The following is a 23,837-nucleotide window of genomic DNA, read 5'->3' on the forward strand; positions in this document are numbered from 1 at the left end:
CGCCATGTCACGGCCGCACGACGTTCCAGGCACCGCCGCGCTGCCACCGTTTCGGCATGGTGACCTTCCACGACGGTCTCGTCGAAACCTCCCCACCGACGCACACCGCGGTCGAGACCGATGTGCTGATCGTGGGATCGGGCCCGGCCGGGGCCTCCGCCGCGCTGTTCCTGTCCACACTGGGCGTTCCGAACATCATGATCACCAAGTACCGGTGGACGGCGAACACTCCGCGCGCGCACATCACCAACCAGCGGACGATGGAGATCTTCCGCGACGTCGGCATCGAGGACCAGGTGCTCGCGGACGCCACGCCGCACCACCTGATCGGCGACACCGTGTTCTGCACGTCGATCACCGGCGAGGAGATCGGCCGCATCCTCACGTGGGGCAACCACCCCGCCCGGCACGCCGACCACGAGCTCGCCTCGCCGTCGCTGAACTGCGACATCCCGCAGACCTACCTGGAGCCGATCCTCGTCCGCAACGCGACCGCGCGCGGCACGCAGACCCAGTTCAGCACCGAGTACCTGGGGCACACGCAGGACGCCGAAGGCGTGACCGTGCGGGTGCTGAACCGGCTCACCGGTGCCGAGTACACGATCCGCGCGAAGTACCTCGTCGGTGCGGACGGCGCGCGGTCCGCCGTGGCCGCCGACCTGGATCTGCCGTACGAGGGTCAGATGGACGTCGCCGGGTCGATGAACATCACGTTCAAGGCCGACCTCACCGAACTCTGCCTGCACCGTCCTTCGGTGCTGTACTGGGTGATCCAGCCCGGCGCGAACGTCGGCGGCATCGGCGCGGGGCTCGTGCGGATGGTCCGGCCGTGGAACGAGTGGCTGATCGTCTGGGGATTCGACCTCGCGCAGGGCGTGCCGGAGGTGACCGAGGACGACGCCCTGCAGATCGTGCGCAACCTCGTCGGTGATCCTTCGCTCGACGCGGAGATCACCGGTATCTCCTTGTGGGGCAACAACGAGCAGTACGCCACCCAGCTGCAGCAGGGCCGGGTGTTCTGCGCCGGGGACGCGGTGCACAAGCATCCGCCGAGCAACGGCCTCGGGTCCAACACCTCGATCCAGGACTCCTACAACCTGGCGTGGAAGCTGGCTTTGGTGCTCAACGGACAGGCCGGGACCTCGCTGCTCGACACCTACACCGCAGAACGCGCTCCCGTGGCGCAGCAGATCGTCTTGCGGGCCAACAAGTCCGCACGCGAGTTCGGCGCGTTGTTCGAGGCGCTCGGTCTCGACGCGGCCGAGTCCGCCGAGCAGATGCACGCGCGGATCGAGGAGCGCAAGGACGTCAGCCTCGCCGGTGCCGCCAAGCGCGCCGCCGTCCGGGAAGCCATGGAGCTGAAGAACTACGAGTTCAACGCGCACGGCGTGGAAATGGGTCAGTCGTACGAGTCCAGCGCCGTTGTTCCGGACGGCACCACCCGTCCGTCGCCGGCCCGTGACCCGGAGCTGTACTACGAGCCGTCGACCTGGCCGGGCGCCCGGTTGCCGCACGCCTGGGTCGGCGACAGCACGCGCAAGCGCTCCACCCACGACCTCGTGCCGTACGGGCAGTTCACGTTGCTGACCGGGATCACCGGTGAGGCGTGGGTCAGCGCGGCGCAGAAAGCGGCCGATCGGCTCGGCATCCCGGTGCGGACCGTCGTCATCGGCCCTGGGCGTCCGGTGACGGACCTCTACTTCGACTGGTCGCGACTGTCCGGTGTGGACGAGGACGGGGCCGTGCTGGTGCGACCGGACAAGCACGTCGCCTGGCGCGGCAACGCACTGCCCGCCGATCCAGAGGCCGAGCTCATGTCCGTCCTGACCACGATCCTCAGCCGGGAGGAGAGCGCGTGAAGTTCGAGCACACCACCCTCGGCCAGCGCGTCCTGTTCGGCACCGGCGAGGCGGTCGCCAGCCTCGCCGCGGAGGTCGAACGGCTCGGCGCCCGGCGGGTGATGCTGGTCGGTGACGAAGCGATCGCGGCGGAGGTGGCCGCGAAGATCGACGTGGCGGCGCGCTGCACGGACGTGGCGCCGCACGTTCCCGTCGCCAACGCCGAACGCGCTCGTGCGCAGGCCGCGTCGTCCAACGCGGATCTGCTGGTGAGCGTCGGCGGAGGTTCCACGACCGGGCTGGCCAAAGCGGTCGCGCTGACCACCGGCCTGCCCGTCGTGGCGGTGCCCACCACCTACGCGGGTTCGGAGGCGACCAACGTCTGGGGCCTGACCGAGGCCGCGCGCAAGACCACGGGCAGCGACGACCGCGTCCTGCCGGTGACCGTCATCTACGACGCGGCCCTCACCGCGTCGCTGCCGCCGGAACTGGCCATCGCCTCCGGCTGCAACGCGCTCGCGCACTGCGTCGACTCGATGTGGGCCCCGCGCGCCGATCCGATCAACCAAGCCCTCGCCGCGGAAGGCATCCGCGCGTTGAACAGCGGGCTGCGGCAGATCACCACCGCGGACGGCCGCGAGCAGACCCTGTACGGCGCCTACCTGTCCGCCGTGGCGTTCGCCTCCGCGGGTTCCGGCCTGCACCACAAGATCTGCCACGTCCTGGGTGGCGCCTACAACCTCCCGCACGCCGCGACCCACACGGCGGTTCTCCCGTACGTGCTGGCCTTCAACTCTCCCGCGGCACCTCAGGCCGCCGCCAGGATCGCCGACGCCCTGGGCGCGCCCGACCTGTCGTCTCTGTACACCGACATCGGCGCCTCCCACGTCCTGCGAGGCGTGCCCGACGCCGCCGAGGCCGCCCGCCTGATCCTGCCGTCCGTGCCGCCGTCGAACCCTCGCCCGGTCACCGAGGCCGACCTGACCGCACTGCTCGCCGCTGCCCAGGCGGGCCGGAACCCGACCGAGTGGAGCCGAGCATGACTGCCTCTGCCGACCAAGAAGCGCGGCAACAGCGCATCGAGGAACTCCTGACCGCCGAGGTCGTCGCGTCGTTCGCCAGGACGCCCGACCCACGCCTGAAGCAACTGCTGGAGTCGCTCACCCGGCACCTCCACGCGTTCATCAGGGACGTGCGGCTGACCGAAGAGGAGTGGACACGGGCGATCGAGTTCCTGACCGCCGCCGGGCACATCACCGACGACAGGCGGCAGGAGTTCATCCTGCTCTCCGACGTGCTGGGCGCGTCGATGCAGACCATCGCGGTGAACAACGAGGTCCACCTGGACGCCACCGAGGCCACCGTCTTCGGCCCGTTCTTCGTGGAGCAGTCGCCGTTGGTGGGCAACGGCGGCGACATCGCCGCGGGCGCCCCAGGAACGCCGTGCTGGGTCGAGGGAACCGTGCGCGACACCGGAGGAAACCCGGTCGGTGGCGCGAGGATCGAGGTGTGGGAAGCCGACGAGGACGGCTTCTACGACGTGCAGTACACCGACGACCGCGTGTCGGGTCGCGGCCACCTGTTCTCCGAGCCCGACGGCACCTTCGCGTTCTGGGGCGTGACCCCGACGCCGTACCCGATCCCGCACGACGGCCCCGTCGGCGCGCTCCTGGACGCGGCGCACCGCTCCCCCATGCGCGCCGCCCACCTGCACTTCATGGTCTCGGCGGACAACTACCGCACGCTGGTCACGCACGTCTTCGTGGAAGGTGATCCGCAGCTGGAGATCGGCGACTCCGTGTTCGGTGTCAAGGAATCGCTCGTCAAGCGGTTCACCGGACAACCGGCCGGCGCTCCCACGCCGGACGGGCGCGCGCTCGGCGACAAGCCGTGGGCGCGCGCCCGGTTCGACATCGTGCTGGCCCTCAGGAGCGCGTGAGTCAGGCCTCCCGAGTTCCAGGAGATCCGGCGGGCTGACCCCCAGTCAGCCCGCCGGAACGCTCCTGGCTGATGTGACGCACTCCCGCCCTTTTCAGGAAGGCGCGCCCGTCCAGTCCCTGTTCATGCTTCCGCCCCCTTCACCCCTTGTGTTCGGTGGCGGCAGGACCAGGCCCCCAGCCCTGCCTGCCGCCACCGCCCCCCAGAACCTGACGGCGACCGACCGCGTCTCCGTCTGGAACCAGCATCGCCGCGCGCGCCTCCGCAGGGCAGGGGTCTCCCGTCTCCTGGCACAGGAGGCGACGGGAGACGCCTGTGCACTGGCCGCCTGCCCGATCAGACTCGAATGCAGCCAGGCATCCGCACTAGCCCGGCGCTCCCAGGGGCTGGGCCTGCGATCAGGCACTAAGTAGTCTGCAACGGTCGAATCACCGGTGCCTGGGGCGGCGGTCGAGGGTGGGGGCTCATGGCTGAGCAGTCGGATGTCTTTGGTGTGGAACTGCGGCGACTCAGGACCGCGGCGGGCTTGTCGCTGGCGACGCTGGCGCAGCAGGTCCACTACAGCAAGGGCTATCTGGGCAAGATCGAGACTGGACTCAAGCAACCAGGTGTTGATCTGGCCCGGCGCTGTGACGCGGTTCTCGGAGCCGGTGGACGTCTGGCCTCCCTGGTGGACCAGCCCGCACCCGTGAGCGCGCCGGCAGCCGTCGCGGCCGATGGCGACGGCGAGGTGTGGGTGATGAGCATGGCACCGGATGGATCGAGCTGGATGGTTCCGATGCCTCGGCGCGAGGCGATCGCGACGGGCGCGGCCTCGTTGCTCGGGCTGACCCTGGGCGCTCCCCGCAGCGCCACGGCGTCGGCGGCGCACGACGGGACGCTCGCGGCGTTCCGGTCGCTGTTCGCCCAGGTCAGGCAACTAGGACAAACCACAAGCCCCAGCGTGGTGCTGCCGATGGTCACGGTGCACACCCACACGTTGCGCGGGATGGCGAACGGCGCGCCCACCCCGGTCCGCGAGGAGCTGCTCGGCCTGGCCGCCCGCTACAGCGAGTACGCGGGGTGGATGGCGCAGGAGGCCGGCGACGACCGGGCCGCGATGTGGTGGACCCGCAACGCCGTCGAGATGGGCGCCGCGGCCGGTGACACCGAGCTGGCCACGTACTCGCTGATCAGGCAGGCGTTGATCACGCTCTACCGCGACGACGCCGCGGGCACCGTCGACCTGGCCCAGCAGGCGCAGGCCGCACCCGGCACGTCGCCGCGCGTGCAGGGCCTCGCCGCGTTGCGTGAGGCACAGGGACACGCGCTGGCCTGCGACTACGACAACTGCCAGCGGGCACTCGACCGTGCCGCCGCGTTGCTCGACAGGGCCGACGCGTCCAGCGGCATGACGATCGGCTCGGCCTCGGTCAGCGGCGCCGACCTGAACAGCCTGGTCGCGGCCTGGTGCATGCACGACCTGGGCCGGTCGAGGGAGGCGGCGGACGTCTTCGACAAGCAGCTGGCCCTGGTGCCCGGCACCGCCCACCGGACCCACGCGCGCTTCGGCGCGCGCCGAGCCCTCGCCTACGCCGCGGCGGGCGACATCGACCACGCGAGCGCACTGGCCACGAAGGTCCTCGACGCCGCCGACCTGGTCGACTCGGCCACCGTCCGGCAGGACCTGAAGCGCCTGGCCCGCCTGCTCGGCCGCGAACGCGACCAGGCCGCGGTGCGCGAGGTGTACCCCCGGCTCAACGCCGCCCTGCGCGGCCCTATTCACTGACAGCCGAGTTGGGGCGGGAAAGAACGTTCATGCACGCACGATGGGGGCGATGAAGTGTCCGATGCGGCCATTTTCCAGCGTCGGTTCGAGGCGCTGGCCGCGAACGTCGAGGACTTCATCCGCGGCAAGCCCGAGGTGGTCCGGCTGGCACTGGTGTGCCTGCTCGCCGAGGGGCACCTGCTGATCGAGGACGTGCCGGGCGTGGCCAAGACCTCGCTCGCCAAGGCGATCGCCCGCTCGATCGCGGGCGCCGAGGTGAAGCGCATCCAGTTCACCCCGGACCTGCTGCCGTCCGACGTGACCGGCGTGCAGGTGTACGACCAGGGCCGCGCGAGGTTCGAGTTCCGGCAGGGCCCGGTCTTCACCCACATCCTGCTGGGCGACGAGATCAACCGCGCCTCCCCCAAAACCCAGTCCGCCCTCCTCGAGGTGATGGCGGAGGGCCAGGTGACCGTGGACGGCCGCCCGGTGCCGGTCCCGTACCCGTTCCTGTGCATCGCCACCCAGAACCCGGTGGAGCACCAGGGCACCTACGCCCTGCCCGAAGCACAGCTGGACAGGTTCATGATGCGCATCAGCATCGGCTACCCGGAGAACCTCGCCGACGAGGTCAGCATCCTGTCCTACGGCGTCACCCGCCGCCGCCCCGACGAGCTCAAGTCCGTGATGGAGCTCGACGACCTGCGCCTGATGATCCGCGCCGTCCGCGAACAACGCGTCGCCGACAACCTCCGCGAGTACGTGGCCCGCCTGATCCGCGCGACCAGGGTGCACCCCGACGTGGAACTGGGCGTCAGCCCACGCGGCGGCATCGCCCTCGTCACCGCCTCCCAGGCCTACGCCCTCGCCGCCGGCCGCCCCTACGTGACCGCGGACGACGTCAAGGCCGTCGCGGTGCCGGTGCTGAACCACCGCATGCTGCTCACCCCGGAGGCCCGAATCCAGCAACGCACCGCCGAAGCGGTGCTGAAGGACGTGCTGGCCGCCGCGCCGGTACCGGTGACCTGACGTGCTGACCAGAACCGGCGCCGCGATGGCCTGCGCCGCGGTGGCCCTGGTGGCCCTCGGCGTCTGGGCCGACTACCCCGAACTGGTCACCCTCGGCCTGGCCGCCGCGGCGACCCTGCTGCTGGCGGCCGTCTGGCTGGTGGCCGCACCCCACCTGACGGTCGTGCGCGAGGTCCGGCCACACCGCGTCTTCGAAGGCACCGCCGCCCAAGGCACCCTGACCGTCACGAACGCGGGCCGCCGCCGCAGCCCACCCCTGATGGTCACCGAGACCGTCGGCGGCCACCGCACCACCGTTCCAGTACCCGCCCTGGCCACCGGTGACAGCTGCACCGTGGGCTACGCGCTGCCGGTCACCAAGCGCGGCCGCTACCTGATTCCCCCGGTAGAGCTGGGCCACTCCGACCCGTTGCGCCTCCTGCACCGCGGCCAGTCCCGCGGCAGCGAGCTGGTCGTGCACGTCTACCCGCGAGTGCACCCGCTCGCCATGATCGCGTCCGGTGGCCCGCAGGACGCCGAGGGCCCCACCAACAGCAGCGCACCTCTCGGTGGGGCCGCGTTCCACAGCCTGCGGGAGTACGTGCCCGGCGACGACTGGCGGCGCATCCACTGGGGCGCGACGGCTCGCACCGGCACGGTGATGGCCCGCCAGGTCGTGGTGCCCGACGAACCCCGCCAACTCGTCGTGCTCGACACGAGCGCCGCGCCCTACTCGACAGCGTCCTTCGAAGACGCCGTGCGCATCGCCGCGTCGTTCTGCGTGGCGGCCGAAAGCACCGGGCTGCCGTTCCGGCTGCGCACAACCGCTGCCGTGGAACGAGAATCCGCCAGGACGGCCCTGGAGTTCCTGTCCACAGTGGACAAGGACGCCACCGGCCGCGGGCTCGCCGCACTCCCCGACCAGCTGCGCGACGTGGTCTCCGACACCCAGGGCGTCGCGCTGACCGTCGTCACCGGCCGAGTGGAAGCCGTGACCGCGCAACTGCTCATGTTGCTGCGCCCCAGGTTCCTCTCGATCAGCCTCGCCCAGCTGACCACCGGGGACCCGGTGGCCCGGCCGCGCGGGGTGCTCGCGGTGTCCGCGGCGAGCAGCGACCAGTTCGCCTCCAGCTGGAACCGGCTGGTGCTGCGGTGAGGGCGTACGGCTTCGTGCCCGGTGGCACTACGACCGGCGGTCCGATCACCGCGGAGATGCCGTCCGTGGCGTTCGCCGCCGGCGCCGCACCGGCTGGGCAAACGCCGCTGCCCGGCATCGACGTCCCGGCTTCCGCCGGAACTCGGCAGGTGCGGCCATGACGTTCCGCAAGCTCACCACGCTCGTCTCCGGCGTCACTCTCGCCGAGGTAGCGCTGGCACTCACAGCATCCGCGGCCGGCGCACTGGTGTACCGCGACTTCTTCGCCACTCCTGGCTACCTGCCCGCCCTGGGCCTCGCGTGTCTCATCGGCGGCGTCACGGCGGCATCGGGCGCCAGCAAGGTCTGGGCGACGCTCCTGCTTGCCATCGCGGGGCTGGCGGTCGTCATCGTCTTCGGCGTCTTCCACGGCGTCGGTGCCGACGTTCTCGGCGGAGTGCGCGGCAGCTGGAACCGCCTGCTCGCCGTCGCCGTGCCCGCCGATCCGTGGGGCGAACTGCTCGTGGTGCCCGCAGGGGTGATGTGGGCGGTGACGTTCACGTCGGTCGTGCTCGTGCTGCGTACCCGCCACGTGCTGGCGCCGGTGGTGCCGTCGCTGGCCGGGTTCGTGTTCGCCGTGTTCGTCGTCGGCGACCAGGCCGGCGGCCACGTGACCGCCACCGTGGTGTTCCTGCTGGCTGCGCTGGTCCTGGTCGCGGTCCGTGCCCATCACGCCACCGGTGCCGGCACGGTTCGGGTCGAACGGCAGCAGGCTCGGTCGCTCGGCACGCTCGGGCTCGTGGGGGTGATGATCGCCTCCAGCGCGCTGTTCGGCGTCATGGGCGGGCAGGTCGCGTCCGGTGAACGCCGGTTCGACGTCCGCGAGCTGCTGGCGCCCCCGATCACGAGCACCGACACGCTCACCCCGCTGTCCCGCTTGAAGGGCCAGCTCGGCGAACACCCAGCCCGCGAACTGTTCCGCGTGAGCCTCGACATCGAGTCCTACACGCAGGTCGACCGGATCCGCACCGCCGCGCTGGACGTGTTCGACGGCACCACCTGGACCTCGGAGGACAGCTACCGCGTCGCGGGCAGCCATCTCACGGCCGACCCCGCGCTGACCCGCGGCAAGCAGGTGACGGCGCACGTCGAGCTGAAGGAACTCCCCGGTCCCCACCTGCCCGTCATCGGCTGGCCAACCCGACTCGACACGACCGGCGGCAGCCGCGGCCGGGTCGGGTTCGATCCGGCCTCGGGCGTGGTCGTCAGCACCGCGCCGAAGTTGCAGGGACTCAGCTACGACGTCACAGGTGAGATCAGCGTCCGGGACGACGGCCTGGCTCAGGCCGCCACCGCGGCACCCGGCCACTCGCGGTCGCTTCCCGGCGGCATGCCGGAACCGCTGCGCGCGGTGGCAGCCGAGTTCGCCGACCGCACCGGGTACGACAAGCTGGTCGCCCTGGAGACCCGCCTCCAGGGCGTGACCATGAACCCGGACCGGCCGCCGGGGCACTCCTACGCCGCCATCACCCGCCTGTTCGCCCCCGCGGAGAACGGGACCGGCTCCACCGAGCAGCACGCCGCGGCGTTCACCGTGCTCGCCAGGGCGATGGGGTTCCCGGCGAGGGTCGCCGTCGGTTACCGCCTGCGCAACTACCAGGGCGGCGTCTTCCGCGTCACCACCGGCGACGCCCACGCGTGGTCGGAGGTGCGGTTCGCCGGCTACGGCTGGGTACCGTTCGAACCCAGCAGCTCCGACTTCGGGAGCACGCCGACCCAGCCACAGGACGTACCCCGCGTCGTGCCACCACAGGCTGCCCCGACCACCACACCGACGCAGGCACCGCCGACCGCGACCCAGCCGGTCCAGGCAGCCGACGGACCGGGGTTCGGCTGGAACAACGTCCGCGACGGCACCGTGCTGGTCGTGGCCGCCTCGGTGCTGCTCCTGCTGGTCGCCTGCGGGCTCGTCGCGATCGCCAAGGCCCGCCGCCGCAGGCGACGCCGGCGGAACCCCGATCACGCGGTGCGGGTGCTCGGTGCATGGCAGGAGCAGATCGACCGGCTGACCGAGCGCGGTGTCACCGCCCCGGTGTCGCTCACGTTCCACGAGGTCGCCCGGCACGTCCGCGGCGCCCTCGGTGACGCGGGAGAGCTGGTCGAGAAGTCGGCGGACCTGGCGACCACGGCGGTCTACGCGCCCGAACGCATCGACGAGTCCGACTCCGACCAGGCCTGGCTCCTGGTCGCCGATCTACGCGCTCGCCTGCATCCCAAGCGCGTATCCGCGACACGGTTGCGCACGGCCGTGGACCCGCGTCCGCTGTGGACGGCCTGGAGCGTCTCGCGACAACGACGACAGGCACGGGAAAGCCTCGAAGTGGGGCGGTATCGATGACCGCGGCGGCTCGGCGGCGCACCCGGATCCTCGTCGCGTTCGCGGCTGTCACGTCGGTCGTCGCGGCGGTGCTCGTGGCCGGGCCGGGCTACGACACCGCACGGGTGCGGATGTTCGGCGGCGCGGCCTGGCTGGCGTCCAACCGGACCGGAGAGGTGTCGCTCGTCGACGGCACCACCGGCGACGTGCGCGCGCACGCGCCGGTCGCCGAACCCGGCACGCCATTGAGCGTCTCACAGCACGACAACGCGGCCTTCGCGGCGAATCAGAAGACCGGCCAGCTGATCCGCGTCGACAGTGCCTCCGAGCAGGTCGACCTGTCGGAGGTCGTCGTCCCCGCAGCAGATGGGCTGATCGTGTTGCCCGCACCGGACGTGGTCCACGGCGTGAACGTCCACAGTGGAACGGTCATCTCGATCGACCCGGACACGATGCGGTCCGCGGGCGAGCCCAGGCAGCTGGCCGAGGCGCTCAGGCCGGACAGCGTCGTCGTGGACGGCCGCGGCCGGTTGTGGGCCGTCGACGACAAGACCGGTGACCTGGTCTGGCTGTCCGGAGGCGAACGACGCACCCGTTCCGCAGCAACCAGAACAGGCCGTCTCGCGGTCACCCGCGGTCTGCCGGTGCTCGTGGATTCCGAACGCGGCACCGCGGAACTGCTCTCTTCCGAGACCGGTGCCGTCACCCGGACCGCGAAGCCGGAACTGCACCCCGGCGACGAGGTGGCCGTCAGCGGGTCCGCCGGCCGGTCACGGGTGCTCATCGCGAACAGCACCCGCGGCGAGCTGACCACCTGCGCGTTCGACACCGGCACCTGCGGCCGTCCCGTCGAGATCGGTGCGGACGGCGCCCGGTTCGGCGCCCCGGTCGAAATGGACGACCACGCGGTGGTGCCCGACTACTCCACCGGTCAAGCCACCATCGTCGACCTCGCGGACGGGTCCGTGGTCGCCCAGCGCCTGCTCTTCGACGAGCCGACGCGGTTCGAACTGATGACCCGCGACGGATTCGTCTTCTTCAACGACCCCAACAGCAACGTGGCCGGGGTGCTGAAGCTGACCGGCGACGTCATGACGATCACCAAGTACACCGAGGGTCCGTCGAAGGACGAGAATCCCCCGCCCAAGCCCGATCCCCGCGAACAGGCACAGCAGGTCGGCAAACCCGAGCGCAAACCGGGTCTCGGGCTCCCGGGGCGGACGCTCCAGCCCGGCAAGCCGGACCCCGCTCCAGCGAAACCGAAGGCGGCCATCGTCGTCAAACCCGGCAGCCGGGGCGAGGTCGGCGACGAGTTCGAGCTGACCATGGTGCTCACACCCGCCACCAACGCCAACACCGGCTGGGAGTTCGGCGACGGAGCCAAGGACTACGGCGCCACCGTCCGGCACAGCTGGCAACAGCCTGGTATTTACACCGTCGAAGCCATCGCCACCCTCGACTCGGGCAAGCGCGTGATGGCCAAGACCACCGTGACCGTCGATCTCGCCGGAGCGCCACCGCGCATCGCCGAGCTGTCCTTCCAGCGGCCCAGGCCGGTCATCGGGGAGCTCGTCCGCTTCAGCGCGGACACCTCCGGCAACCCGGACACGTGGACGTGGACCGTCACCAAACCAGGTCAGCAAACGCCGGAGGCCACCGCGGGCACGGCCGAGTTCGGCCACAGGTTCGCCGCGGCGGGCAAGTACGTCGTCTCGCTCACCGTCGCACGGGGAGCCAAGACGGCCACGTCCTCCCGGGAGATCGTCGTCGCCCGCGGGGCGGTCGAGGGCTGGGGCAACAACTGGCGGGGGCAGATGAACATCCCTCCCGCGGCGCAAAGCGGTGTGATCGCGATCGACGCGGGCTTCTACCCCCTGGCGCTCAAAGCAGACGGCTCCGTGATCGCCTGGGGCAGCACCAACGACAGAGGCGAGTTGAACGTGCCTCCGGAGGCGTCCAGCGGCGTCATCGCCATCGCCGCCGGGATGATGCACGGTTTGGCACTGAAAGCAGACGGCACCGTCATCGCCTGGGGCGGCAAGGAGTCGTTCGGACAGGGGGAGGTGCCGCCCGCCGCCAAGCGCGATGTGATCGCCATCGCCGCCGGCCATCATCACAGCCTGGTCCTGAAGAAGGACGGCTCGGTGATCTCCTGGGGCTTCGACTCGTGGGGAGAGACGAAGGTGCCCCCGGAGGCAGGGAAGGACGTGATCGCAATCGCCGGTGGAGGGGGGCACAGCCTGGCGCTGAAGACGGACGGCTCCGTCATCGCCTGGGGCAACGCAGGCTTCGCGACTGACGTACCGCCCGAGGCCCGCGAAGGGGTGGTCGCCATCGCCGCTGGGAGCATGACTTCCATTGCGTTGAAGTCCGACGGCTCGGTCATCTGGTGGGGTGAGGACTACGACAACGAGACCGCGGTACCCCAGGCCGCCAAGAGTGGCATCACCTCGATCTCCACCTATGTCACGAACGGTTTGGCGTTGAAGGCGGATGGAACCTTGGTCGCTTGGGGGAAAGCCGAGTACGACTACACGCCGGTGGTGCCGCCGCAGTACAGCAGCGGTGTGCTGGAGATCGCGTCAGGCATGCTGTTCAACCTGGTCCTGGTGTGAGGGGCCGATGACGTCGACAGCGCCTCTGGCAAGACGGATTGTCACCGCGGCATCCGCTGCCATCGCGACCGATCTCTTGATGGGACGGGAGTGTGACACCGCACAGGTGCATTCGCACTCGGCGCGATCCGGCCTGAATCCATCCACAACGGACAGTTCACCGCGATCGCCACGGGGTACATGTCTGGCTTCGCGGCGAGCGCTTCAGCTTGGTCCTGGTGTGATCGGACGAGAACATGGCGGGCGGTCGTAGATGAACAAGCGCACACGGCTCGTGACGGCGGCCGTCGTCGTAGCCACGGTTGCCGCCTCCGTGCTCGTGGCCGGGCCGGGGTACGACGCCGCACAGGTGCGGATGCACGCCGGCACGGTCTGGCTGGCGTCCAACCGGACCGGCCAGGTGGTGCTGGCGGACGGAGCCTCCGCGGAACTGGTGGCCTCGGTGAAGGTGGACGAGCCCGGTGCCGCGCTGAACATCGCCCAGCGGGGCAGCGACGCACTGGTCGTGAACCAGGAAACCGGCGTGCTGAGCCGCATCGACGGCGCCACTCACGACGTCACCCCGTCGACGGCGGTCCTGCCCACGAGTCCAGGGCTCCTGGTGAAGGCCGCACAGGGCGTGGTCTACGGCGTGGACGTCCACAATGGAGAGATCAGCTCGATCGACCCGGACACCGTCGCACCGCGAGGCCGGCAGCAACTGGCCGAGAAGTTCAGGCCGGACAGCGTCGTCGTGGACGGCCACGACCGGCTGTGGGCGATCGACGACGAGTCCGGCGACCTCGTCTGGCTGACCGGCGGCGAACGACGCACACGTACCGCTGAGACCAGATCAGGCCATCTCACGATCACCGCGGGCCTGCCCGCCCTGGTGGATCCCGAACGCGGCACCGCGGAACTGCTCTCCCCCGACACCGGTGCCGTCACTCGATCACTGAGCACCGGACTGAAAGCCGGTGAGACGATCGCCCTCAGCGGTTCCGCCGGCCGGTCACGGTTGCTCATCGCGAACAGCGCTCGCGGGGAACTCACCGTGTGCACCTTCGACGCCGGCTCCTGTTCCGAGCCGATGCACGTCAGCGCGCCAGGATCCGAACTCGGGACCCCGATCGAGATCAACGACCACGCGGTGGTGCCCAACCTCTCCACCGGACAGGCCACTGTCGTCGACCTCACCACCTCACGGGTCGTCGCCCAGCGCGAGCTCTTCGACCGGCCGACCCGGTTCGAGCTGCTCACCCGCGACGGCATCGTTTTCTTCAACGACCCCTACGGCAACACCGCCGGAGTGCTGGACCTGGACGGCAAGGTCCGCACGATCACGAAGTACACCGAGGGGACCGCGGGCGACACCCCATCGCCTTCTGACCCCCGCGCGAGGGCGGATCAGGCCGTGCAGGTCGAGAACCGCAAGCAGCAGCCCGGCTTGGGGATCTCCGGGCAACCGGTCGTGACCTCCCGGCAGAACCAGGTCGTGACGCCCCCGAAGCCCGCGGCGTCCATCTCCGTCAGTCCGGGCAACCGCGGAGCGACCGGGACAGACTTCGAACTGACGATGGTGCTGCCGCAGGCAGGCGACGCCACGATCCGCTGGTCGTTCGGCGACGGCACCGCGGCGACCGGCACCACCGTCAGCCACAGCTGGCAGCGGTCCGGTGTCTTCACCGTCCGAGCCGAGGCCACACTCGCCACCGGCGCGAAGGCGCACGCGGAAACCACGATCACCATCGATCCGGCGGACGCGCCCCCGGCCATCACCCAGCTCAACGTCCACCGGCCCAAGCCCGTCATCGGCGAGTCGGTGCACTTCAGCGCCGACGTCGCAGGAAAGCCGGACAGGTGGAGGTGGACAGTCACCAAGACTGGCGGCCTCACCACCGAGGCCACCGCACAGACAGCCGAGTTCGAGCACAGGTTCGTGACTCCAGGCGTCTACGCCGTCTCGCTCACCATCACGCGCGGAACCAGAACTGCTCAGTCCTCCCGGCAGTTCACCGTTGCGCGAGGGGCAGTCAAAGGCTGGGGCCGCGACTTCGCCGGCGCGTTGAAAATCCCTCAAGCAGCCGAGAGCGGTGTGATCGCGGTCGACGGTGGCGGCTCTCACAGTCTGGCGTTGAAGTCGGATGGATCCGTGCTCGCCTGGGGCGACCCTGCAGCGATAGAGGCAACGGTGCCACCAGAAGCCTTGACAGGAGTGGTCGCGATCGCCGCCGGCGGGTACCACAACCTGGCGTTGAAAGCAGACGGTTCCGTGATCGCCTGGGGTCGAGACGAATTCGGCCAGGCGACCGTGCCCTCGGAAGCCAAGCACGACGTGGTGGCGATCGCCGCCGGGCCCTATCAGAACCTGGTCTTGAAGTCGGACGGGTCCGTCGTCGGGTGGGGCCACACTCCCTACGGTCCGCTCCCGGTTCCGGAAGCGGCGAAGAGCGGTGTGACCGCCATTGCCTCTGGCCCGTATCACAACATGGCGCTGAAGGCTGACGGCTCGATCGTCTCGTGGGGCAGGTTCGAAGGGGCTGAGATAGAGGCACCGCCCGAGGCGTCCAGCGGCGTGGTCGCCATCGCCGCGGGGACCATGTATTCACTGGCGCTCAAGGCGGACGGCTCGGTCGTCTTCTGGGGTCTCAACAGGCGCAACAGTTACACCGTACCGGCCGCGGCCAAGAGCGGTGTCGTCTCGATCGACACCGGCGCATGGCACATCCTGGCCCAGAAAGCGGACGGTTCTCTCATCGGATGGGGAGGGAACAACTTGGATGGCGAGTTGACGATTCCGGCCGAGTACGACCACGGCGTACTTGACTACGCCACAGGCGAGGGATTCAACCTGGTCGTGTTGGAAGACCTTCCGTGACGGCTAGGAGTACCGGGCCCGGGTGGCCTGGCGCAGCTCACGCCACGCCACCGCGACCTGGCCGGGATCGCCGCCGAACGCCCCGGCCCGCAGCAACGCCGAGTCCGCGTCCAACCGGGCCGCGTTGCGCTGGTAGATGACCGAGTCGTCGTGTTCGAGGCGCACGGCGAACTCGCCGAGGGACGAGAACGGCGCGTCGTGCAGTTCGAGCAGGCTGCGCAGGAACTCGAAGTCCGCGAAGGCCCAGTCGAACGCGGCGCCGTCCACGACGTTGAAGAACACGCGGCTCAGCACCTGCCGCAGTTGCACGCTCAAGGCCTGATGAGGAGGCGCGCCGCCCCACGCGGGAAGCGCCGCGGCGTGGCGTGGGTCGACGACGTTGCGCAGCGCCAGGGCTCGCAGCACGGGCGTCGTCCGCCCGTCGGTTCCGGTGGCCGACGCGCGGCACAGCAGGCGGTGCACCAGGTCTTCCCGGCCCGCTGCCACGGCTGCCACGCCGATCACGTAGGTCAGCAGCAGCGCCGGGTACGCCGTCGCGTTGACCCACACGTCCTGTGCGCCGCGGTGCCGTGACTCGGGGCGCAGGAAGCGTTCGACCAGGGCGGTCCACAGCTCGTCGTGCCGCCGGTCGCCGGACCGCACGCCGATCGCGACGAGGCGCAGCAGTGGCGCCATGTCGTGCTCGTAGGCGGTGAGCCGCTTCTCCAGCGCGGCGGGGACCTCGCTCTCGTCCAGATGCCCTGAGACGGGGTAGCGCGACTCGGTCTGCAGCTCGAGCACGGCCGAGGCCGCCGCCTGGACGCGTTCGTGCACGGTCTGGCCGACCGGCTCGGCCAGCGCCTGCCGGAACTCGGTGATGGTGCTGCGCAGCTCGCCCTCGGCCGGCCGGTCCGAGCGGATCGACGACGGGGCGGCGCGCCTGGGCGCGACCAGTTCCGGGACCAGTTCGACCAGTTCGTCGACCAGGCGGGGCAGGTCGAGGTCGTCGCTGCGGTGGTGGATGCGCAGGTACTGGCAGCGGGCCACGCGCTTCAACGCGTCCGGCAGGTCCGCCTCGCGCAACGGGTCGATGCCGTCCATCAGGACCGGGATGACCCGCAGCCCGCAGTCGAAGGCCTCGAGGATCTCGCGGCGCACCCAGTCGTCGGGCTTGTCGAGGCGGCGGACGCCCTCGCGGTCCACCGCGCCCACCCAGCGGGGGCCGATCAGGGCCAGCAGCACCTCGCACCGGCGCAGTCCGCTGAGGATCTCGCGGGAGAAGTCCTCGCCGAGGCGGATCGACTGGCTGGCGTAAAAGACCTGGTCAGCGCCGAAGCGCGCGCTCAACTCCCGCTTCACCAGGGCAGCGGCCCATTCACCGTCTCCGGTGCGGTAGTTGACGAACACGCCAGGCATCGCCCAAACCCTCTCACGTGAGGCTGTGGCGAGGAGATTACTGACCGCCTCCAAAGCGGTTTACCACCCGGCGTTCCTCACGGGCCTGCTCGATGCGCTCCTCCAGCGCCTCGAACCATTCTTGCCCCTGGCGGCCGCAGCTGTCGCGGATCTCGTGCTTCAGTTCGGACGTGTTCGCGTTCAGCGAGCGGACCATGTCGAGGCCCTGGTCGACCTGGGACCGCAGCTCGCCGTGTGAGCTCGCCAGGTGGTCCGCGGCGGCCCGCATCTCGGCGCGGGCCCGCTTGCTGACGGTCAGCTGCAGCGGTGCCCGGCGGGCGCGGCGGACCAGGCTCGACATCGTGCGCATCGAGGTCTGCGCGGAGTGGTAGGCGATGTGGGCGGTGTCGGCGCACTGGTACGACTCGCGGTGGAAGACGCGCAGCGAGTGGAACTCGACGTCCGCACCACGGGCCGGGCCGCGGGCCTGGAGCTTCACCAGGCGTGCCTGCACCTGCTCGGCCTGGCGGCGCACCCGTGCGTTCTCGGAACGGACGCGCTGGAGCGCGCGGTCGGCTTCGGCTGCCGCCGCACGGACTTCCTGGACCGTGACCCGGCGCTCGCGGCGGTCCCACAACCGCATCACGAAGAGCACTGCGAGGCCGGCCAGCGCCGCGCCGCCGAACAGGGTCAGGCCGTCGTTGATCACGTGCTCACCGGGCTGCATCGCCACGAACGTGAAGACGTTCAGCACGGCCAGCAGCACCAGGGCGCGCTCCAGCAGGCCCAGCCACCGCTTCGGCAACGACGACCTGCGCAGCCTTCCGCCGCGTTTGTGCGCTGACCGGACCGCGAGCATGCCCAACGGCACCGCGGCGGCCGAGCCCCACAGCCATTCATGCAGGTAGGACGCCTGCTGCGGCAGATCGTCCACGTAGATGCGCGCCGCGACCGCGGGGGCCACCAGCACCATGGTCAGCGGCAGCCCGAAGAACACGGCGAACAGCAGGAGCGCGCACCCGCCGCCGCCACCACGACGGCTCACCGGCGCCTGCCCCGGCGCGGGGCGAGGGCGGCCGCGCCGGACCCGTTGAGCACCTTGTCGATGACGTTCGCGACGCCACCGGTGAGCTCGGTGTGGTGCTGGACGAGCATCGTGGTGAAGTGCCGGGTCAGGTCGATGTACGCGCGGCGTTCAGCCAGTTCCAGACCCGGCTTCACGGTCGCGCGCTGCATGTTGACCATGCACTCCCGCAACGCCGCCGCGCTCTTGTCCGCGCGGCCCAGCTCCTTCTGCATGCTGCGCAACGTCGCGCTGGACTCCCGGCGGCGCTGGTCCAGCACCGCCAGCTTGATCTCCTTGTCGTGCGAGGCCCGGGACTCGCCGATCCGGTCGATCTCGGCACCCAGCGCGTACGACTCGGCGACACAGCGGGCAGCGGGACCGAGCGGGCCCAGCGAGTCGGTGACGCGCGCCACCGCCTCGCTGAACCTGACACCGTTGCCCTCCACAGTGACCAAACCCATGGCATGTTCATCCATCTGGCCACGCGGAGCGTTACAGCCCGAACGACCCGTCAGGGCGTGAGAATGGCCCGGCCGCGCACCCGTCCGTTGTCGAGGTCGTCGATCGCGTCCTGGAACCGCTCCAGCGGGTACTTCTGCGTGTGCAGCGTGACTTTGCCCTGTGCCGCCAGCACCATCAGCTCGCACAGGTCGTTGTAGGAGCCGACCAGGTTGCCGATCAGGTTGATCTCGGTGGAGATGATGTCGATCGTCGGCACGTCGATGTTCTCGCCGTAGCCGACCACGTGGTAGTCGCCCGCACGCCGCAGCATCGCCACGCCGTCGCGCGTCGCCCCGCCCTCGCCGACGAAGTCGATCACCGTCTCGGCGCCGTTGCCGCCGGTCAGGTCGAGCACGGCGGACACGTGCGAGCCGTCCGCCACCACGCCGTGGTCGGCGCCGATCGCGGAGGCGAGCTTCACCGCGTCCGGGTTGCGGTCCACGACGAGGATCTCGGCCGCTGTCAACGCTTTCAGCACCTGCACGCCGATGTGCCCGAGCCCGCCGGCGCCGATCACCACGCACCGGTCGCCCGGCCGCAACCGGCGCGCCGCCTTGGCCGCCGCGTGGTAGGCCGTGAGTCCCGCGTCGGCGAGCGCGGCCACGTCGGACGGCTCCAGCGCGTCGTCGATCCGCACGACTGAACGCGCCGACGTCTTGAGGTACTCCGCGTAACCGCCGGCGGTGTCGATGCCGGGGAACTGGGACGCGACACAGTGCACGTCGTCGCCGCTGCGGCAGGCCCGGCACAGGCCGCACGTGATCAGCGGGTGCACGATCACCTTGTCGCCCACCACCACATTCGTGACGGCCGGGCCGACCGCGTGCACCCAGCCCGCGTTCTCGTGGCCGATCGTGTACGGCAGCGTCACCCCGGACTTCTCCGCCCACTGCCCTTCGAGGATGTGCAGGTCGGTGCGGCACACCCCCGCGCCTCCGACGCGCACCACCACGTCGAACGGGCCGGTCGCCCGAGGTTCGTCGACCTCGGTGAGCTGCAACGGTTTGTGGTAGCCGACTACCTGGACGGCCTTCATGACGTTCCCTCCATGGCGTAACGGGTGCGGAGCAGGCCGCGGCAGAAGTGCGCGTTGCCCTCGATGGAAATACCGACCGACCGCGCGAACCGCAGCCGCAGCGGCAACTGGCCCGGCGGCAGCGGCACGCCGTTGTCGTCGACCAGCACCAACGCGTCAGGACCGAGGTCGAACCCGAGCGCGGACCGCCTGCGCCGCAACGCCTCCGCCGCCTTGCCGGCCGGCAGGTCCCGCAACGTCAGCGACCTCAGCCGATCCACCGGCACGTCCCGCACGGCCCGTTCCATCGCGGCCGCATGTGCCTTGCGCTGGAACGTCAACCGCAGGTCCTCCAGTTCGCGCGACGCCTCCGCGCCATAGGTGCCGACGAACCCGGCGTCAGCGGCGATCCCGCGGTTGATCACGTCCGAGTCGTGGTGGTCGTCCAGCACCACGACCACGTGCGGTGCCAGCCCGCGCAGCACGTCCTTCGCGTCCGATGCCATCAAGTACGCGAAGTTCGGCGAGCAGAAGGCGGTCGGCAGTCGCAAGTGGACGGTCAGCACGTCACCGGCGAGCGCGACGGCCCGCACGAACCCGAGCGTGGTGATCGGCTCGTCCAGCTCGGGATCCATCACCTCGCCGAGCGCCTTCCAGGCCGCGGCGATCATGCGACCGACACCGCCTCCTGCTCGACCGGCGCGATGTCGAGACCGGCCGGCACCGGGATGTCGTACATCCGGGCCGCGTTCAGGCCGAGGATCTTCTTCTTCTGCGCCACGGTGAGCGGCGCGTACTCGGTCATGTCGGCGGGGATCTGGAAGTCGACGAACCGCTCGATCAGCCAGCGCGGCGTCCAGAGCGCGTAGTCGCTGGAGAACTGGATCCGGTCCTCGTTCAGCCAGTACAGCAGCTCGCCGACGATCTGCGCGAAGTAGCGCGGCCGGGTGTGGATGAACGGCATCGCGACCGCGAGACCCGCGTGCACGTTCGGTTCCTGCGTGGCGATCCAGCAGAAGTCCTCCAGTCGCGGCAGCCCGCAGTGCTCGATCACGAAGTTCAGCTCGGGGAAGTCCGTCGCCGCGTGGTCGACGTCGGCCACGTCGAACGCGTCGCGGTCCAGCGGCCGGATCGTCGGCCCCTTGTGGATGTGGATGTTGCGGATCCCCAGTTCCTGCGCGGTTTCCAGGTACCGGTAGTTCCACGGGTCGTCGAGCCGCCAGCCGCGCGAGTCGCCGTACCACTCGGCGGTGTAGAGCTTCACTCCCTTGAGCCCGAACCGTTCGGCGTCGCGCTTCAGGTCGTCGAGCCCCTGCTGCTCGCGGCGCGGATCCCAGCAGTGGTTGTAGGTGAGCTTGTCCGGGTGCTCGGAGGTGAGCGCGAACGCTTCCTCCGTCTGGCCGAAACCGTTGTGGTAGAAGGCACCCAGGTGAGCCGGCTGGAAGATCGCGTGATCCACGTACCCGTCGTCGAACAGGTCCTTCATCAGACGCTCGCCGCCCTGATACAGGTACTCCTCGTACGACCACACCTCCTCCTCCGGCGAGAGGTTGCGGTGGTAGTCGTAGAAGCAGTCGATGAACTGCTTGCCGTGGATGTTGCGCTGGTTCTCCGGGCGGGCGTCCCAGAGCGCGATGTGCGCGTCGACGATGAAGTAGTTCTCGCCGTCCTTCGAGTACATGGCCGCCTCCAGTGGTCGAGGCAGACGTTATGAAGATCGGCGCAGCTCAGGGACCCACCCGGTGTCTCACTTTGAGACATCTGGATCCGCGACCGGCGAACCGGCGAGTCGTAGGCTGAGGGCGGAACACTCGACGAGGAGGTCGACGTGGACGACCGGCAGCTGGCCGCGATCCCGCAGCGCCTGCGGGCCTCGTGGCTGCGCAGCGAGCGGTACGGCGTGCCCGAGAACGAGGTGATGCCGGTCTTCACCGGCACGGTCGACACCACGTCGTTGTTCTACGAATGCGGCCACGAGGTGCTGCGCGGCCTGCACGCCACGTTGTCCAACGAGCCAATCAGCCTGATGATCACCGACCACGAGGGCCTGGTCCTGACCAGGCTGTGCACCGACACCGCGATCACCCGTTCCCTGGACCGCGTCCACCTGGCCCCTGGCTTCTACTTCGCCGAGAACAACGCCGGCACCAACGGCCTGGGCCTCGCCCTGGCCGACCGCACCGCCTCCCTGGTGCGCGCCGACGAGCACTACTGCACCGGCCTGCGCGGCTACACCTGCGCGGCGGTGCCGGTCCTCGACCCGGTGTCGGGCGCCCTGGCCGGCAGCGTCAACCTCACGACCTGGTCCGACCAGTCGTCGGACCTGCTACTGGCACTGGCCCAGGCAACGGCGGGCAACACGGCGGCGTTGATGCTGGCCCGCAAGTCAGGCCGCAGGGCCCGCCCCACCCCGCGCGGCGAGGTGTTCCGCGTCTACGCCGACCGCGCGGAACCACCGCGGTTGTCGACAGCCTGGACCACCTCCGTGGCGACCGCGGTCGAAGCCATGCGCCAGGACCGCGTGGTAGCGGTGGTGGGCGAACCGGGATCGGGCAGAACAGCGCTCGCCACGCTGGCCCGCCGCACGGTCCGCCCCCGCGAACGCCTGCTCAACGCCCGCCCACCGGCCCCCGACGACGTCGACATGTGGCTGCGCCTCTGGACCCCCGAACTGGGCAAAGACGACACCTGCGTGATCGTCTCGGACGTGGACGCACTGCCGGCGTGGGCGGCCTCGGCCCTCGCGCCACTGCTGACCGGCTTCGCACTCACCGCCACCGACGACCTGCCAGAGGCGTTGGCACCACTGGTGGACGTCGTGGTCGAAGCGCCCGCACTGCGTTTCCGCCCGGACGACGTCCTGCCGCTGGCCCACTACTTCGCCCACCGCGACCGGGGCCGCGAGGTCACCTTCACCTCGGCCGCGACGAGAGCCCTGCTGTCGTACGAATGGCCGGAGAACACCCGCCAGCTGCGCCAGGTCGTGCGCGCGGCGGCCGCCCGCTCGGACGTGATCGACGTGCACCACCTGCCCGCGGAGGTGTTCACCAGCGTCGGCCATCGCCTGAGCAGACTGCAGGCACTGGAACGCGACGAGATCGTGCGCTGCCTGACCGCGCCGGGGGCGACGATCGCGCAGGCGTCGGCCGAGCTGGGCATCGGGCGGGCGACGATCTACCGGAAGATGGCGCAGTACGGAATCAAGGCCGATCAGCTGCGGGGCTGGTGACGGCGTTCGCGATCCGCAGCGTCATCTGCTGCTGCGCGGCGTCGCGAGCGGTCGGGGTGAACGAGTACGCGATGCGCCGCTGCCCGTCCCGCGTCGAGAACACACCGGCGTTGTAGCCGTACCACTCCCCCGTCTTGCCCCACACCGTGATGCCGTTGATCGTGAACGTCTGCAGGCCCGTGGCGTACGAGGCGGGCGAACCGTCCATCATGGACACCTTCGGCACGGTGAACATCTTCTCCAGCAGGTCTTCCCGCACCAGCTGCCCGCCGAACAACGCCGCGGCGAACCGAGTGAGGTCACCGGTCGTGGAGATCATGTCGCCCTCGCCGTGCGCCCTCGACGAGTTGTAGGTGCTGACGTCCACCACGCCCTGGCCGGGCACGTTCAGGTAGCCGTGCACGTGCGCGCCGCGGATCCGGGTCTCGTTCCGGCCCGGCACATAGGTCCTGGTCAAGCCGAGCGGTCGGGTGACCCGCTCGCGCACCTCGGCGGCGAGGTCCCGGCCGGCGACCTTCTCGATGATCATCGTGGCGAGCAGGTAGTTGATGCCCCGGTACTCCTGCTTGGTGCCGGCCACGAACTTCGGCTCGGTCGGCGGGATCAACGCCCTGAGCTGCTCGGGCGTCCACCGGTCGTAGCGGTGTGCGAGGACCTTCTCCGGCGAGCCGAGGTCCGGGTAGCCGACCTCGTTCGGGATTCCGCTGGTGTGGTTCAGGAGTTGCCCGACCGTCACCGCGTCGACGGACTCCGGCAGGTCGGGGAAGTAGTGGCGGACCTTCGTGTCCAGGCTGAGCCGGCGTTCCGCCACGAGTTGCAGGGCCACCGTCGCCACGAACACCTTGGTGACGCTGCCGATCCGGAACCGGTCGTCCGGCCGGACCGGACGCCGCTGGTCCGCGAAGCCTTCGGCGCCGTACCAGCGGCCTGCCTCGCCGGACACCCGCAGCTGCGCGGAAGTCACGACCGGGTGGTTCAGATCCGCGATGGCCGCGTGCAGCAGTTCCGGTTGCAGCGGCGGTAAAGGAGTCACCGCGACCACGGCCGCGATCAGGAGTGATTTCATGATCACCACCGTGCCGTGGTGACCGAGTCACGGCCATGGCGCTGGCCCCCGCGCTCGCGGTAGGGCCAGCA

At 70.2% G+C, this 23,837-nt stretch carries 18 protein-coding genes; 11 read left to right on the forward strand and 7 right to left on the reverse strand.

Annotated features, from left to right (window positions below):
- The first annotated feature begins 56 nt into the window (after nt 1-56).
- The 10 genes from SK803_RS17445 (at nt 57) to SK803_RS17490 (ending at nt 15,515) form a co-directional block, all read left to right on the forward strand.
- Nucleotides 57-1,859, forward strand: a complete 1,803-nt coding sequence (locus tag SK803_RS17445; protein ID WP_319967067.1) for an FAD-dependent oxidoreductase — start codon at nt 57-59, stop codon at nt 1,857-1,859.
- Complete coding sequence (locus tag SK803_RS17450) at nt 1,856-2,881, forward strand: maleylacetate reductase (protein WP_319967068.1); 1,026 nt, start codon at nt 1,856-1,858, stop codon at nt 2,879-2,881. The genes SK803_RS17445 and SK803_RS17450 overlap by 4 nt, the downstream gene beginning before the upstream one ends.
- A complete protein-coding gene (locus tag SK803_RS17455; RefSeq protein ID WP_319967069.1) occupies nt 2,878-3,777 on the forward strand; it encodes a dioxygenase family protein in 900 nt (299 codons plus the stop codon). The genes SK803_RS17450 and SK803_RS17455 overlap by 4 nt, the downstream gene beginning before the upstream one ends.
- Before the next feature lie 465 nt (nt 3,778-4,242).
- Complete coding sequence (locus SK803_RS17460; protein ID WP_319967070.1) at nt 4,243-5,544, forward strand: helix-turn-helix domain-containing protein; 1,302 nt, start codon at nt 4,243-4,245, stop codon at nt 5,542-5,544.
- A gap of 54 nt (nt 5,545-5,598) precedes the next feature.
- On the forward strand, nt 5,599-6,552 hold the full coding sequence (locus SK803_RS17465; protein ID WP_319967071.1) for an AAA family ATPase: 954 nt from the start codon (nt 5,599-5,601) through the stop codon (nt 6,550-6,552).
- Nucleotide 6,553: 1 nt separating this feature from the next.
- On the forward strand, nt 6,554-7,687 hold the full coding sequence (locus SK803_RS17470) for a DUF58 domain-containing protein (RefSeq protein ID WP_319967072.1): 1,134 nt from the start codon (nt 6,554-6,556) through the stop codon (nt 7,685-7,687).
- Nucleotides 7,684-7,848, forward strand: coding sequence for a hypothetical protein (locus SK803_RS17475; RefSeq protein WP_319967073.1), 165 nt, complete (start codon nt 7,684-7,686; stop codon nt 7,846-7,848). Before SK803_RS17470 ends, SK803_RS17475 begins: the two co-directional genes overlap by 4 nt.
- Complete coding sequence (locus SK803_RS17480) at nt 7,845-10,064, forward strand: transglutaminase TgpA family protein (protein ID WP_319967074.1); 2,220 nt, start codon at nt 7,845-7,847, stop codon at nt 10,062-10,064. Before SK803_RS17475 ends, SK803_RS17480 begins: the two co-directional genes overlap by 4 nt.
- Entirely contained in the window at nt 10,061-12,658 is a 2,598-nt protein-coding gene (locus SK803_RS17485) for a PKD domain-containing protein (RefSeq protein ID WP_319967075.1), read from the forward strand. The genes SK803_RS17480 and SK803_RS17485 overlap by 4 nt, the downstream gene beginning before the upstream one ends.
- A 253-nt stretch (nt 12,659-12,911) precedes the next feature.
- Nucleotides 12,912-15,515, forward strand: a complete 2,604-nt coding sequence (locus SK803_RS17490) for a PKD domain-containing protein (protein WP_319967076.1) — start codon at nt 12,912-12,914, stop codon at nt 15,513-15,515.
- 3 nt (nt 15,516-15,518) lie between these two features.
- On the opposite strand, the gene SK803_RS17495 is transcribed toward SK803_RS17490, so the two are convergent.
- Genes SK803_RS17495 through SK803_RS17520 form a run of 6 tightly spaced genes read right to left on the reverse strand, consistent with a single transcriptional unit; the run spans nt 15,519 to nt 21,152 of the window.
- On the reverse strand, nt 15,519-16,910 hold the full coding sequence (locus SK803_RS17495) for a toll/interleukin-1 receptor domain-containing protein (RefSeq protein WP_319967077.1): 1,392 nt from the start codon (nt 16,908-16,910) through the stop codon (nt 15,519-15,521).
- Between the two features lie 37 nt (nt 16,911-16,947).
- The gene (locus tag SK803_RS17500) at nt 16,948-17,934 is read right to left on the reverse strand and encodes a hypothetical protein (protein ID WP_319967078.1); all 987 of its coding nucleotides are present in this window, start codon (nt 17,932-17,934) and stop codon (nt 16,948-16,950) included.
- Nucleotides 17,931-18,416 (reverse strand): magnesium transporter CorA family protein, encoded by a 486-nt coding sequence (locus SK803_RS17505; RefSeq protein WP_319967079.1) that lies wholly within the window; start codon nt 18,414-18,416, stop codon nt 17,931-17,933. Before SK803_RS17505 ends, SK803_RS17500 begins: the two co-directional genes overlap by 4 nt.
- Before the next feature lie 50 nt (nt 18,417-18,466).
- The gene (locus SK803_RS17510) at nt 18,467-19,492 is read right to left on the reverse strand and encodes an NAD(P)-dependent alcohol dehydrogenase (RefSeq protein ID WP_319967080.1); all 1,026 of its coding nucleotides are present in this window, start codon (nt 19,490-19,492) and stop codon (nt 18,467-18,469) included.
- Nucleotides 19,489-20,142, reverse strand: coding sequence for an iron-sulfur cluster assembly protein (locus tag SK803_RS17515; protein ID WP_319967081.1), 654 nt, complete (start codon nt 20,140-20,142; stop codon nt 19,489-19,491). Before SK803_RS17515 ends, SK803_RS17510 begins: the two co-directional genes overlap by 4 nt.
- Nucleotides 20,139-21,152, reverse strand: coding sequence for an amidohydrolase family protein (locus SK803_RS17520; RefSeq protein WP_319967082.1), 1,014 nt, complete (start codon nt 21,150-21,152; stop codon nt 20,139-20,141). The genes SK803_RS17515 and SK803_RS17520 overlap by 4 nt, the downstream gene beginning before the upstream one ends.
- A 147-nt stretch (nt 21,153-21,299) precedes the next feature.
- Between SK803_RS17520 and SK803_RS17525 the strand changes: the two genes are divergently transcribed.
- The gene (locus SK803_RS17525; RefSeq protein ID WP_319967083.1) at nt 21,300-22,700 is read left to right on the forward strand and encodes a helix-turn-helix domain-containing protein; all 1,401 of its coding nucleotides are present in this window, start codon (nt 21,300-21,302) and stop codon (nt 22,698-22,700) included.
- On the opposite strand, the gene SK803_RS17530 is transcribed toward SK803_RS17525, so the two are convergent.
- On the reverse strand, nt 22,672-23,766 hold the full coding sequence (locus SK803_RS17530) for a serine hydrolase domain-containing protein (RefSeq protein WP_319967084.1): 1,095 nt from the start codon (nt 23,764-23,766) through the stop codon (nt 22,672-22,674). The genes SK803_RS17525 and SK803_RS17530 overlap by 29 nt on opposite strands.
- Nucleotides 23,767-23,837: the final 71 nt, after the last annotated feature.

Origin of the sequence: Lentzea miocenica (assembly GCF_033949945.1) — a bacterium.
In the GTDB taxonomy this organism is placed as follows: Bacteria; Actinomycetota; Actinomycetes; order Mycobacteriales; family Pseudonocardiaceae; genus Lentzea; species Lentzea miocenica.